This is a genomic window from Rhizobium nepotum 39/7, from assembly GCF_000949865.1.
Lineage (GTDB): Bacteria > Pseudomonadota > Alphaproteobacteria > Rhizobiales > Rhizobiaceae > Agrobacterium > Agrobacterium nepotum.
Map to the genome: position 1 here is coordinate 45505 of NZ_JWJH01000002.1, position 13323 is coordinate 58827.

Annotated in this window: 10 protein-coding genes and 1 other annotated feature; of the genes, 4 read left to right on the forward strand and 6 right to left on the reverse strand. The window is 59.5% G+C overall.

The features are described 5' to 3' along the window. Positions 1 to 28 precede the first annotated feature (28 nt). From RS75_RS01830 to RS75_RS01840, 3 genes are all read right to left on the reverse strand, one after another. Positions 29 to 1360, reverse strand: a complete 1332-nt coding sequence (locus RS75_RS01830; protein ID WP_045016787.1) for a L,D-transpeptidase family protein — start codon at positions 1358 to 1360, stop codon at positions 29 to 31. Positions 1361 to 1739: 379 nt separating this feature from the next. Then, on the reverse strand, positions 1740 to 2249 hold the full coding sequence (gene ldtR / locus RS75_RS01835) for a transcriptional regulator LdtR (RefSeq protein WP_174035327.1): 510 nt from the start codon (positions 2247 to 2249) through the stop codon (positions 1740 to 1742). 234 nt (positions 2250 to 2483) lie between these two features. Further along, positions 2484 to 2921 carry a DUF6163 family protein gene (locus RS75_RS01840; protein ID WP_045016789.1) on the reverse strand — a complete coding sequence of 146 codons (438 nt, stop codon included), beginning with the start codon at positions 2919 to 2921 and terminating at the stop codon, positions 2484 to 2486. A 194-nt stretch (positions 2922 to 3115) separates the two neighbouring features. Here RS75_RS01840 and hemB point away from each other — a divergent pair, with 194 nt between their 5' ends. The 3 genes from hemB to RS75_RS01855 all read left to right on the forward strand — a co-directional run bounded on the left by hemB (position 3116) and on the right by RS75_RS01855 (position 5622). Continuing rightward, complete coding sequence (gene hemB, locus RS75_RS01845) at positions 3116 to 4129, forward strand: porphobilinogen synthase (RefSeq protein ID WP_045016791.1); 1014 nt, start codon at positions 3116 to 3118, stop codon at positions 4127 to 4129. Positions 4130 to 4227: 98 nt separating this feature from the next. After that, entirely contained in the window at positions 4228 to 4686 is a 459-nt protein-coding gene (locus RS75_RS01850) for an RDD family protein (protein ID WP_045016793.1), read from the forward strand. A 177-nt stretch (positions 4687 to 4863) separates the two neighbouring features. Further along, positions 4864 to 5622 (forward strand): arginyltransferase, encoded by a 759-nt coding sequence (locus tag RS75_RS01855; protein ID WP_045016795.1) that lies wholly within the window; start codon positions 4864 to 4866, stop codon positions 5620 to 5622. Between the two features lie 97 nt (positions 5623 to 5719). Here RS75_RS01855 and parC read toward each other — a convergent pair whose 3' ends face one another. Then, complete coding sequence (gene parC / locus RS75_RS01860; RefSeq protein WP_045016797.1) at positions 5720 to 7972, reverse strand: DNA topoisomerase IV subunit A; 2253 nt, start codon at positions 7970 to 7972, stop codon at positions 5720 to 5722. A gap of 230 nt (positions 7973 to 8202) precedes the next feature. Here parC and RS75_RS01865 point away from each other — a divergent pair, with 230 nt between their 5' ends. After that, a complete protein-coding gene (locus RS75_RS01865; protein ID WP_045016798.1) occupies positions 8203 to 9393 on the forward strand; it encodes a hypothetical protein in 1191 nt (396 codons plus the stop codon). Positions 9394 to 9436: 43 nt separating this feature from the next. Here the strand turns inward: RS75_RS01865 and RS75_RS01870 are convergent, their stop codons facing one another. After that, entirely contained in the window at positions 9437 to 10918 is a 1482-nt protein-coding gene (locus tag RS75_RS01870) for a SulP family inorganic anion transporter (protein WP_045016801.1), read from the reverse strand. Positions 10919 to 10992: 74 nt separating this feature from the next. Next, positions 10993 to 11048 (reverse strand) — a sequence feature (sul1 is cis-regulatory element that is thought to sense ions involved in sulfur or methionine metabolism; They are found in Alphaproteobacteria). A gap of 75 nt (positions 11049 to 11123) precedes the next feature. Next, on the reverse strand, positions 11124 to 13229 hold the full coding sequence (locus RS75_RS01875) for a methyl-accepting chemotaxis protein (RefSeq protein ID WP_045016803.1): 2106 nt from the start codon (positions 13227 to 13229) through the stop codon (positions 11124 to 11126). Positions 13230 to 13323: the final 94 nt, after the last annotated feature.

The window sequence follows — 13323 nt, forward strand, 5'->3', positions numbered from 1 at the left end:
CGCATCTGCCAAGGCCAGCAAAGCCTGATCAGTTGCGCGGCAACAGGTCGTCATCGACAGGACCGGCCGGCTGCTCGATGCCGGTGGTCGTGTTGAGCGCCAGTTCGGCATTGCCGTCTTTTTCATAGATGTCGTCCCGGAACTGCACCACGCCGTCCTTCGCCGACCATGCGGTGATATAGACGAAATAGACCGGAACTTCCTGCCCCAGCTTGATCGGGGTGTTGACGCGGGTTGCGATGACGCGTTCCATTTCCTGGCGCGACCAGCCGGGCGTGTCGCGCAGCAGCCAGCTCGTAAGGTCGCGCACGTTCTGCACGCGCACGCAGCCGGAGGATTCGAACCGCATCAGCTTGTTGAACAGGCCCTGCTGCGGCGTATCGTGCATATATTCGTTGTTGGGATTGTGGAAGTTGATCTTCGTCGAGGACATGGCGTTGATCTTGCCGGGGTCCTGACGGAACATCAGGTTCGGGGCCTTCGGCGCGAACCAGTCGACCGATGTCGGCGAAACTTCCTGTCCCTTGCCATCGATGAGACGGATGTTGTTCCGCTCCAGATAGGTCGGGTCCTTCTGCATCAGCGGCACGATGTCCTTTTCGACAATCGAGCGCGGTGCTGTCCAGTAAGGGTTGAGGATGACCTCGTAGATCTTGGAATTGATGACGTGGGTCGGGCGGCTGGCGCGGCCGACGACGGCCGTGTTGCGCAGGACGACGCGTTCATTCTCAACCGCCTCGATGGCGGCGGCCGGAATATTTACCATCAGGTGGCGCTGACCGAGATCGCCCGACATGGACTGGATGCGCACGAGGTTGGTCTGCAATTGCGCCAGACGAATCTGGGCGGCAACATTGAGCGCCTTGGTGGTATATTCGCCGCTGACGCCATCGGCGGGAAGACCGTGGCGGGCCTGGAAGCGCTTCAGCGCACCGTCGACGTAGGAATCGAAAGCGTTGGAAATACCGGCTTCGCGCGGCAGGTCGCCGGACACCATCAGGCGCTGGCGAAGTGCCTGCACGGAAGGGTCGGAGACGCCGATCTGAAGACGCTGCTGCGTGATTGGCACTTCCGGCCAGCCGCCATTCTGCACGATCTGCTGATATTGCATGATCGCCTGCTGCATGTAGGCAGGCGCTTCGCGTCCGAGAACCGGATTGTTGGAAACAACGCCGACGGCGGAACGCGATGAATTGGCGTCGAACTGGTCATCCCAGTTGCCGCGGCGCGAGGAGCCCATGAGATCGTTGAACGCATCCTGCGCAAAAGCAGGAGCGGCAAGCGCGGCAGCGCCAACGGAAACGGCCGAGCGCAGAAGCGCGCGACGCGATACGGGATCGGATACGGATTTTTTTGTCATTTCACCTACCAGCCACTCTCTTCGGCATTCTGAACAATGCCTAAATCAATATGATTAACAAACACGTACAACGTGTCTGCCGGCCGGTAATGCTCAATGCCCAGGGTCTTGGGCGCCATTGTCTGGCAGATCAGTCGGGACTTGCCACGACAGCAGGAGAAACCGCCGGCTTCTTCACCTTTGCCGGTCCCATATCAATATGGCCAATTCGTGTCACGGGCCTTTTCTCACGAAGCTGTGTATGCCTTGCAAAACAGGGCGAAGGCGCGCCCGACAGGCGGGGCTTGACACCACAAGAACGTGGCGCGGTCCCAAGGCGAATCCGCAAGCCGGAGGCAAACCGATGCCCCCGGCTCTAACAGTGAAACCGTCGCGGAAATTACAGGCGGTAAGCGATCGAGTCGTTCCAGAAACGGTCGAGGCGCTGCAGCAGTTTGTTCATTTCGGAGAACTCGCCGGTGCCGATGCCGCCGACCTTCTCGATGGAGCCGACGTGGCGCTCATAGAGATGGGCAACCGTTTCGGCGATTTCCTGGCCCTTTTCGGTCAGGCTGATGCGGACCGAGCGGCGGTCGACGCGCGAACGCTGGTGGTTGATGAGACCGAGGTCGACCAGCTTCTTGACGTTGTAGGAGACGTTCGATCCGAGGTAATAACCACGCGAACGAAGCTCGCCGGCCGTCAGTTCGGAATTGCCGATGTTGAACAGCAGGAGTGCCTGAACGGCGTTGACGTCATCGCGACCCTGACGATCGAACTCGTCCTTGATGACATCGAGGAGGCGGCGGTGGAGACGTTCCACCAGATGCAGCGACTCCATGTAGAGCGAACGGATGGTATCTTCATGTGCGTCGGCAACAACGGCCTGCGGCTTTACTTTGCTATTGATCATGACTGCCTCACTGTTTTGTTTGGCGGTGTGTTTGTTTGTCTCCCGCCTTGAGTGAGAACCTAATCAATGCGCATAAAATTCTACTTAAAAGCTACGATTAATGAATGGTTACCAGCATTTTTCCCAGCGGCCCGAACTTGTGGCGAAGCGGGAATGGCCAGCGCTCATCCGTTATAAATCAATGACTTATGGATTGAATTTGGTCGAAAAACGGGCCGAATTGCTTTATTATTATGGTAAATCAATTCTTGCGCGCTCTTCATTTTGGCGCTGATCCAGCCAAAAAGCGACCAGGAATAGTATATAAATGGTTGCCACGAGACCCTGCATGACGGGCACAAGCGTGTTGGCGCCGAAGATATGCGGCCACACCTTGTACATGGCGATCTGCGTGCCGGCGCCCAGGACCCACATGACCGCGCCCCAGGACGCGCCGAGCCAGAGACCGAGGGCCGCGACGGGGAAAATCACCGCAAGCGCGCTGCCCGCCACCCGCCAGGGCAGGTTCAGCATATCGAACCGGCCCTGCCCTCCAAGGGAATATCCCGTCAGCATCGCCCAATATTGCAAGCCGAACCAGAAACAGGAAAGCGCGACCAGTCTCATGAAGACCAGAAAGAGGATTTCCGTAAGCGGACGTTTCGGCAGAGATTGAGAATCAGGTTCCATGGCCGGAAGATACGGTCTCGACGGGCGGGCGACCAGCCCATATTGAATTCCCCGGCCTGCCTTGTCAAAGCGTCCTTGCCCGCAGGGGAAGCCAAAAGGGGGAAGTCCAAGGGAAACATTGTCGCATTCGCACGGCGCATGCTTCGTGTTATGCAGCTTTCCTGACTTGGACGGGATACGAAGGACATTCTTACATGCAGGACAAAACGCATCTGGTCGACGAGATCACCGGCCATCGCCGCATGCGACGCAATCGCAAGGCGGACTGGACGCGCCGGCTGGTTCAGGAAAGCCGCCTGACCGTCGATGATCTCATCTGGCCGGTCTTCATCGTGCCGGGCAGCAATATCCTCGATCCCATACCGGCGATGCCCGGCGTCAACCGCATGAGCATCGACCGGCTGGTCGAGGCAGCGAAAGAAGCCGCCGATCTCGGCATTCCCGCAATCGCGACCTTCCCGAATATCGAGATGGACCTGCGCGACGAAACCGGCTCGAACGCGCTCGAGGCCAATAATCTCATCAATCAGGCGACCATTGCGGTCAAAAAAGCCGTTCCGAATATTGGCATGATTACCGATGTCGCGCTCGACCCCTTCACCAGCCACGGCCATGACGGCATTCTTCGCGGCGACGAGATCGTCAACGACGAGACGGTGGAACAGGTCGTCAAGGCGGCGATCCTTCAGGCCGATGCCGGTTCGGACATCATTTCGCCGTCGGAAATGATGGATGGCCGCATCGGCGCCATCCGTCGCGGTCTCGACGCGGCCGGGCATCAGAATGTCGGCATCATGGCTTACGCTACGAAATTCGCCTCCGGCTATTACGGCCCCTATCGCGAGGCCATCTCCACGGCCGGCCTGCTGAAGGGCGACAAGAACAGCTATTACATCAGCCCCGCCAACGGCATGGAGGCAATCCGCGACGCAGCGTTCGACGTGGAGGAAGGCGCCGACATGCTGATGGTCAAACCCGGCCTGCCCTATCTCGACATCTGCTGGCGGCTGAAAGAGAATTTCGGGCTGCCGACTTTCGCCTATCAGGTGTCCGGCGAATATACCCAGATCAAGGCCGCGGCCATGAACGGCTGGATCGACGGCGAGCGCGTGATGATGGAAACACTTCTCTGCTTCAAGCGTGCGGGCTGCGACGGCGTCCTGACCTATTTCGCCCTGGAGGCTGCGCGCAAACTCGCAAAGGGCTGACAGCCGACACTTATTGTATTCGGTCGTTTGCTTCCCATATTGTCTGCTGACACGGCATATGCGCCGAGCTGTCAGAACCTCTCAGGAGAAAACGACCGATGAACCTCGACCAGAACCCCACCTATGCCGCACCGGACGACTGGCGCGCCTATAGCGGCGTCCTGAGCCGGCGCGTCTTCGCGTTCCTCATCGATTATGCGATCGTCCTCCTCTTATGCATTCCAGCCGCCGTGATCGTCTTCTTTCTGGGTGTGATCACGCTGGGTCTCGGCTTCTTCCTCTATCCGGCGCTGTTCGTCATCGTGGCGGTGCTTTATTTCGGCGCGACGCTCAGCGGCTCGTCACAGGCGACGCCCGGCATGCGGTCGATGGGAATAGCAATGGCGCGCATGGACGGGCGGCGAATCGATTTTCTTCTGGCGATCGTGCACATCGTGCTTTTCTGGGTCATCAACTCGGTTCTGACGCCGCTGATCCTGCTTGCGGGCCTGTTTACCGAGCGCTCGCGCCTCGTTCACGACTTCTTGCTCGGCACCGTCATGGTCAGAACACGCTGATATCGAGGAAAGCCATGAAACATGGCTTTCATACCAGGCAAATACCGCATCTCGCAGTTGACGTTTTCCGGCATTTTGCCATTCTGTGATATTATGCATGTCGCTTGAAGCGCTGCCGCAGCCCCATAGAAATTGCGGCGCGCATTCATAACAGACGCAGGAGGCGATCACGGCTCGATGAACACGCAGGCGACGCCCTCTCCTCAATTCTATCTTACGGCACCGGCCACCTGCCCCTATTTGCCGAACCAGATGGAGCGGAAGGTCTTCACACATCTGGTCGGCCCGCGCGCGTCGGAAATGAACGACCTTCTGACCCAGGGCGGTTTCAGGCGTTCGCAAAACATCGCCTATCGCCCGGCCTGCGAAACCTGCCGCGCCTGCGTTTCCGTGCGCATCCTCACCGAACAGTTCCAGCCGACAAAGTCGATGCGGCGCGTTCTGTCCATCAACAGGGATGTCGTCGCCACGGTCCACGCCGCCGAGCCATCCACCGAACAGTTCTCATTGTTTCGCCGATATCTCGATCATCGCCACCAGTCAGGCGGCATGTCCGACATGTCGGCGCTGGACTATGCGATCATGGTCGAGGACACACATGTGAACACCCGCATCATCGAATATCGCGTGCGTGAGCCCGGCTCCGGCATCGATTCCAGCAAGCGCGGCGAGCTTCTGGCGGTGGCGCTCAGCGACGTGATGAGCGACGGGCTGTCGATGGTCTATTCCTTCTTCAATCCCGATCTCGAAAAACGCTCGCTCGGCACCTTCATGATCATGGATCACATCACCCGCACCCGCGCACTCGGCCTGCCGCATGTCTATCTCGGCTACTGGGTCGATGGTTCGGAAAAGATGGGATACAAGACCCGCTACCATCCGCAGGAGCACCTGACCCCGCGCGGCTGGGAGGTTTACCACCCCGAAGAAAAGTAAAAGCGTTCGCCAAGTCATGAGGCAACGCTCGGTTCGACAACCAAACAAAATGTCTAAATGACGTACCAGGCAATCCTCCCGGTACGTCATTTACATGTCACCCGCCAAATTTCCCGCTACGCGGAAACCCCTTCGGCACGGTACGGCCCACTGTCGCCCGTTCGGCCAGCCATTCGCGTAATTCTTCGCCCACCTTGTTGAACAGACGCCCGGCCGTGTCGGACCAGCTTAAGCCCTCAGCGAGCGCGAAGCATTTCACGTCCACCACGCCGCCATCCTTGTAGCGTTGCAGGCGCACGCCCTTGCCGCGAGACATTTCCGGCACCTGCGACAGCGGGAAGGCCAGAAGCTTGCGGTTTTCACCGACGACGGCGACATGGTCGCCCGTCACCGGCACGGCGAGTTTGGCTTCATCAGGCATCGCGACATTCATGATTTGCTTGCCCTTGCGGGTATTGGCGACCATTTCGCTTTCGGCGACGATGAAGCCGTTGCCGCCGGTCGAGACGAGCAGCAGCTTGCGTGACGGATCGTGCACGAAGGCGGTCAGGATATCCTGGTCGTTCTCCATATCGACCATGATGCGGATCGGCTCGCCATGGCCGCGACCGCCCGGCAGCTTGTCGGCGCCGAGCGTATAGGCCTTACCGCCGGTGGTCAGCAGCAACAGCTTGTCGGTCGTCTGCGCCGGGAAGGCGAGCTTGGGGCCATCGCCCTCCTTGAAGGTCAGGGCCGACGTATCGGACATATGCCCCTTCAGCGCCCTGATCCAGCCCTTCTGCGAGATGACGATGGTGACCGGTTCCTTCTCGATCATCGCCTGCTGGATCGCCTCGATATCGGCATCCGGCGCATCCGCGAACTGCGTGCGGCGGCGGCCGATCTCGGTCGCCTTGGCGTATTTCTTTTTGACTTCGCCGATTTCCCAGGCGACGGTCTGCCACTGCTTCTCGTCGGAGGCGAGCAGCCCCTCGATCTCGGCCTTCTCGCTGCTGAGTTCGGCGAACTCCTTGCGGATTTCGAATTCCTCGAGCTTGCGCAGATTGCGCAGCCGCATGTTGAGGATGGCTTCGGCCTGGTTGTCGGTGAGCGACCATTTCGCCATCATCACCTGTTTCGGCTCATCTTCCTCGCGGATGATACGGATCACCTCGTCGAGATTGAGATAGGCGACAAGCAGGCCGCCGAGAATCTCAAGTCTGCGGTCGATGGCGGCGAGACGGTGGCGGGAACGGCGGACCAGCACGTCCTTGCGGTGCGCCAGCCATTCGCTCAGCACCTCGTTCAGCGCCATGACTTTCGGCACCTTGCCGAGAGACAGCACGTTCATGTTGAGCGGCAGACGGCTTTCGAGATCGGACAGGCGGAACAGCGATTCCATCAGGAGCGTCGCATCGACGGTGCGGTTCTTCGGCACCAGCACGATGCGCACGTCTTCGGCGGATTCGTCGCGGACGTCCTCAAGCAGCGGCAGCCTGCGGGAAAGAAGCAGCTCGGCGATCTTCTCGATCAGGCGCGATTTCTGCACCTGGAAGGGGATTTCGGTGATGACGATCTGGTAGCCGCCGCGTCCGAGATCTTCCGTTTCCCACTTTGCGCGCACGCGGAAACCGCCGCGTCCCGTCTTGTAGGCATCGAGAATACTCTCGCGGCTTTCAACTATCACGCCACCGGTCGGCAGGTCGGGGCCGGGAATGAACTCCACCAGCTTTTCCACCGTCGCATCGGGATGCTTGATGAGATGGAGTGCGGCGTCGCAAAGTTCGTGCGCGTTGTGCGGTGGGATCGACGTCGCCATGCCGACGGCGATGCCGGAGGCTCCGTTGGCAAGCAGATTGGGGAACGCGCCCGGCAGGACGACAGGCTCTTCGTCCTCCTCGTTATAGGTAGCGCGGAAATCGACAGCATCCTCGCTGATGCCTTCCAGCAGCAGCGCCGCCACGTCGGTCATGCGCGCTTCGGTGTAACGATAGGCTGCGGCGCCATCGCCGTCGATATTGCCGAAATTACCCTGCCCGTCCACGATCGGATAACGTTGGGAGAAATCCTGCGCGAGACGCACCAGCGCATCGTAGACCGACTGGTCGCCGTGCGGGTGGAACTTACCGATCACGTCGCCGACGATACGGGCGCATTTCTTGAAGGCCGAGTTGGGGCGGATGCCCATCTCGCTCATGGCGTGGATGATGCGGCGGTGAACCGGCTTCAGGCCGTCACGTACATCCGGCAGCGCACGATGCATGATCGTGGACAAGGCGTAAGCAAGGTAGCGCTCTTCAAGCGCCGCCTTCAAATCGACCGGATGAATGTTTTCTTCTCCGCCTGACGGAGGTACAAGATTTTTACCCATGGTGCTTGACTAGCGGAAATGCCGATTCCCGGCAAGAAATTCAGGGGCCTGCCCTGTGGATGAAAGCACCCCTTTCATGAGGTTTTTTATTAACCGCGTTGTAAATGCCGCAATGCCGCCGTCATGCGAATCGATCTAAATCCTGTAGACCTTTGAATAATCGCGAATATAAATGTCACGATTCACATTTAGAACACGGTGCACATCCGCACGTTGAGGGAAGAAACACTATGAGACTGAAATCCACCCGGCAGGTTCTTTTCGCAAGTGCCGCGCTTCTTGTGCTTTCAGCACCGGCTTTCGCGCTTGATGGCGGGGACGTTCTGAAAAAGATCAATGCCGCCTACGCCGTGCAGGGCGGGGAAATCACCGCCGGCTCGGTTGCCGTCAACGGCTCTACCGTGACGCTGAACAGCGTGACCTTCAACGCGGCCGCCGATCCGGCGAAGAAAATTCCGGTCGGCAATGTCACGCTCGAAGGTGTCGAGGAAAACAACGGCGGCTACACGATCAAGAACGCCCGTTTCGACAATATCGATTACGGCCAGGAAAAAGTGGAGATCAAGGCAAGCGACATTTACATGTCCGGCCTCGTCATTCCCGCCGATGCGACCACCGGCACCGTCGATGCGCTAATGTTCTATGACGAAGCGCATAGCGGTCCGGTTTCCGTTTCCATCGACGGCAAGCAGGCTTTCTCGCTCGAGGAAAGCACCGCGACGATGTCCGTCAGCGATGACAAAACTTCCATCGGTTTCGAACTCGACGCTTCCGGCTTCAAGGCCGATCTGAGCGAAGTCACCGATCCCGGCACGAAGGACGCCATCGAAAAGCTCAATCTGCAGGCCCTTTCCGGCGACATGACCATGAGCGGAAGCTGGGAAGTGGCTTCCGGCACCGTCGATGTCGAGGAATACGCCATCGATCTCGAAAATGTCGGCCGCCTCAACATGTCGTTCGGTTTCTCCGGCTACACGCTCGCCTTCATCAAGTCGATGCAGGAAACGGTAAAGGCGCAGGCAGCAAATCCGAACAAGGAACAGGCGGACCAGGCAGCGAGCCTTGCGATGCTCGGCCTTATGCAGCAGCTTTCCTTCATCAATGCGGATATCAGCTTCGAGGACGCCAGCATCACCAAGCGCGCCATCGATTACGCCGCCAGCCAGCAGGGCATGACGGCCGAGCAGCTTTCGCAGACCATCAAGGGCATGGCGCCGCTGATGATGGCGTCGCTCAACGTGCCGGAGTTGCAGAACATGGTTTCGGCGGCGATCAACGCCTATGTCGACAACCCGAAGAACTTCTCCATCTCGGCCGCACCGGAAAAACCGGTTCCCTTCCCGATGATCATGGGGGCCGCCATGGGCGCGCCGAACACCCTGCCGAAAATGCTCGGCGTGACGGTAACGGCAAACGAATAGCATAACAAAAAGCCCCGGTTCCGCCGGGGCTTTTCATTTGTACTCAATGGAGCGGGGCTGCCGCGCCATCCTGCTTGTCGTGCAGGGCGAAACGGTCGATCATATGGGCGCTCGCCTCGTTGATGCCGATCACCTCGACGCTCTTGCCCGTCTTGCGGAATTTCAACACCACCTTGTCCAGCGCGCCGACCGCCGAGATATCCCACAGATGCGCCTGGCTGACGTCGATCGTCACCGCTTCCACCTCCTCGGCAAAATCGAAGGCGGCAATGAAGCTTTCGGTCGAGGCGAAGAATATCTGGCCATCGACGCGGTAGATTCGTTGACGACCATCGGCCGCAAGCTCCGGGCGGACATGAAAGAGCTTGGAGACCTTGCCCGCGAAAAACACGCCGGACAGAAGCACGCCTGCCAGCACGCCTTTCGCAAGATCATGGGTCGCGAGCACCGTGCCGACCGTTACCAGCATGACGATGCTGGAGGACGGCGGATTGCGGCGAAGATCAAGAATCGAGCGCCACGAGAAAGTGCCGATCGAAACCATGATCATCACCGCCACCAGAGCGGCCATCGGGATGATGCGGACAAGGTCATCCAGCACCAGAATGAGGAACAGCAGGAAGGTGCCCGCCACGAAGGTGGAAAGCCGGCCCCTGCCGCCCGATCTGACATTGATGACGGACTGGCCGATCATGGCGCAGCCGCCCATGCCGCCGATCAGCGCGGAAGCGATGTTGCCTGTCCCCTGCCCGATACATTCCCGGCTCTTGTTGCTGCCGGTATCCGTCATGTCGTCGACGATCTGTGCCGTCAGCAGCGATTCCAGCAGGCCGACGGCGGCAAGCGCTATGGAATAGGGAAAGATGATCTGCAACGTTTCGAAAGTCAGCGGCACCTGCGGCAGGGCAAAGATCGGCAGCGTCGAGGGCAACTCACCAAGATCGCCGACCGTGCGGATATCCATGCCGGAAAACACCGCCACGCAGGTCAGGACGACGATGGCGACCAGCGGCGACGGGATGATTTTCGTCACCAGTGGAAACAGATAGATGATCGCAAGACCGGCCGCGATCATGACATAGGTTGCGACCGGCACGCCGATCAGTTCCGGCAATTGCGCCATGAAGATCAGGATCGCCAACGCGTTGACGAAACCGGTCATGACCGAGCGTGAGACGAAGCGCATCACCCTGCCAAGTTTCACCAAACCCGCCAGGATTTGCAGCACGCCCATGAGGATCGTGGCCGCAAAGAGATATTGCAGGCCATGCTCCTTGACGAGCGTGACCATCAGGACGGCGGTGGCGGCGGTTGCCGCGGAAATCATGCCCGGACGACCGCCAGTGAAAGCGGAAACGCAGGCAATCGCGAAGGATGCGAACAAGCCCACCTTCGGATCAACACCGGCAATGACGGAAAAGCCGATTGCTTCGGGAATGAGGGCAAGCGCGACGACAATGCCGGAAAGGACATCGCCGCGAATATTGGAAAACCACTCACGTCTGTAAGTCTGAAATCTGTTCATTTGATTTTTTCGCAAAGTATGACGCACCGGCCGGAGACATGTCCGGTAGATTGAAAAAGAATGTCGGTGCTTTGCGTTGTCTGGCGGATCGGCGGCCAGAAGAGCCACCCGGGATTTCACCGGGTCCGTGGTGAGTAGCCCACCTATAAACAGCAAAAAAGCGGGCGGCAAGTTGCGCGCCCGCTTTTCGATGTCCGGAAATATATCAGGCCGCTTCGCTCAGGCTCCGCCCCTGCATGTCCATCTCGCTCAACTGGAACTGGTGGACCAGTGCCTTGAGACGCGCGGTCTCATCGGCCAGCATGGCGCTGGCGGCATTGTTTTCCTCGACCATGGCTGCATTCTGCTGCGTGCCCTGATCCAGATGATTGACGGTGGTGTTGATCTCGGAAAGTCCGAGTGACTGCTCTCTCGTGGCGGCGGCGATCGCTTCGATATGATCGTTGATCGTCTTTACCGAACCGCCGATGCGCGATAGCGCGGCGCCGGTTTCCCGCACGAAACGCGCGCCTTCCTTCACCTCCACGCTGGAGTTGCGGATGAGCACCTTGATCTCGGCGGCAGCTTTCGCGGAGCGCTGCGCCAGTTCACGCACCTCCTGGGCAACGACGGCGAACCCGCGTCCCGCCTCGCCCGCGCGGGCGGCCTCGACACCGGCATTCAGAGCGAGAAGATTGGTCTGGAAAGCGATCTCGTCGATGACGCTGATGATGCTGCCGATCTTGCCGGACGATTGCTCGATCTTTTCCATGGCCATGATCGTGTCGACGACGAGATCGGCCGTGCGGTTTGCATCCTCGTCGGCCGAGTGGGCGACCGCCCGGGCTTCCACCGCACGATCCGCCGAAATGCGGATATTCGCCGTCAGTTCATCAAGTGCTGCAGCAGTCTCTTCAAGCGAGGCAGCCTGCTGCTCGGTGCGGCGGGCAAGATCGGCAGCACCCTGACTGATTTCCTGACTGCCGCCGTCAATCGCTACGCTCGACTGTACGACGCCGGACATGGCGGCATCCAGCTGGCGGATCGTCTGGTTGAGATCGTGGCGCAGGGCCTCGAAATCCGGCGCGAAAGGCTCGTTCAGCTCGAAGGAAAGATCGCCGGCGGCAAGACGGTGCAGCGCCGCTGCAAGTCCGGTGGTCGCCTGCATCAGCCGCGCTTGCGCTTGCGCTTCCGCCTCGCGCTGGAACCGCGCCTTTTCATCCTCGGCGCGTTGCCGGGCCGCAGCCGCCTGGTGCTCCAGCTCTGTCTTGGCGATGGCAGCCTGCCGGAAAATCTCCAGCGCCTGCGCCATGGCGCCGAACTCGTCGTTGCGACGAAGGCCGGGAACGGCGAATTCGGTTTCACCTTCGGCCAGACGACGCATCGCGCCGGTAATCGAAGTCGCCGGACGGGTTATCGAACGCCCGATGAAATAGACCCCGGCAAAAAGGCTCACGACGGCAAGCGCGATAAGCGCGACGACGATCGAAACCGCCGTTTCCGCCTCGGTCTTGTTCTTCAGCGCGCTGGCATTCCGCTCCTGCCGATAGGCTGCGGAAATATCCGCGACGACGGGCAGCAGCGTATTATAAGCGGAGGCGACCGTTTCCCGCGCCTTCTGCTCCTCCAGCACGGCCTGCGCATAAAAGCGGAAGGAGGCGGTGTAAATCTCCAGGGCATCCATGATGCGCTGGCGCTCGGCGCCCGGCCGGTACTCCAGCTTCACCAGCGCCTTGAAGGTCTCCACCTCGGCGGCATGTTTTGCCACATAGGTTTCGTCGCGCCGCAGGATGAAATCCTTTTCATGCCGGCGCATCATCAGCATGCTGGCGCGGATCTCGGCGTTGGCGACGACATCGACAAGTTTTTCGATGGAATGCACGCCGTTTCGCATTGCGCCTTCAAGGCCATCGGCAGGCGTGAGGCCCAGCTCCCTGTTTTTGGCAACGAGCGCCGTCATGCGTTCGGTATAGGTGACAGCGCCCCGCGCCAGCGCATCGAGCCCTGCGCGAGCCTGCGGTGTTGCGCTGCCTTCAAGCGTGCTCAGAGACTGGTGAACCCTCTCCATGGTCTGGTCGAACTGCGCCACGGATTTCATGTCCCTGGAAAGCAGGAAGTCCCTCTGGTACAGGCGGCTTTCATGCAGACCGTCCACCAGCGTCATCAACACGCCGTCCCTCTGGATCAGGGTGTCTTCAGCGACACGATAACGCGCCTCCATTTCCCTCTGCCACAACAGCATGCCCGCGATAACCGCGATGCCGCACAGTGCAGCCAGCGCCAGCATCGATACGCGATGCGCAATTTTGAACGTCGAAACCAGCGAAAACATGCAACCCTCGTTTGCGAAACTGACGGGTGATAAATGAGGGACAAGGCTTAAAAACTCCTCTACCGGATTTGTCAGTTTGATTAAGTTTTTATGA

Coding starts and splice junctions, on each gene's coding strand:
- RS75_RS01830 (WP_045016787.1), bottom strand. CDS start 1,360: ATGACAAAAAAATCCGTATCCGATCCCGTATCGCGTCGCGCGCTTCTG.
- RS75_RS01840 (WP_045016789.1), bottom strand. CDS start 2,921: ATGGAACCTGATTCTCAATCTCTGCCGAAACGTCCGCTTACGGAAATC.
- hemB (WP_045016791.1), top strand. CDS start 3,116: ATGCAGGACAAAACGCATCTGGTCGACGAGATCACCGGCCATCGCCGC.
- RS75_RS01850 (WP_045016793.1), top strand. CDS start 4,228: ATGAACCTCGACCAGAACCCCACCTATGCCGCACCGGACGACTGGCGC.
- RS75_RS01855 (WP_045016795.1), top strand. CDS start 4,864: ATGAACACGCAGGCGACGCCCTCTCCTCAATTCTATCTTACGGCACCG.
- parC (WP_045016797.1), bottom strand. CDS start 7,972: ATGGGTAAAAATCTTGTACCTCCGTCAGGCGGAGAAGAAAACATTCAT.
- RS75_RS01865 (WP_045016798.1), top strand. CDS start 8,203: ATGAGACTGAAATCCACCCGGCAGGTTCTTTTCGCAAGTGCCGCGCTT.
- RS75_RS01870 (WP_045016801.1), bottom strand. CDS start 10,918: ATGAACAGATTTCAGACTTACAGACGTGAGTGGTTTTCCAATATTCGC.
- RS75_RS01875 (WP_045016803.1), bottom strand. CDS start 13,229: ATGTTTTCGCTGGTTTCGACGTTCAAAATTGCGCATCGCGTATCGATG.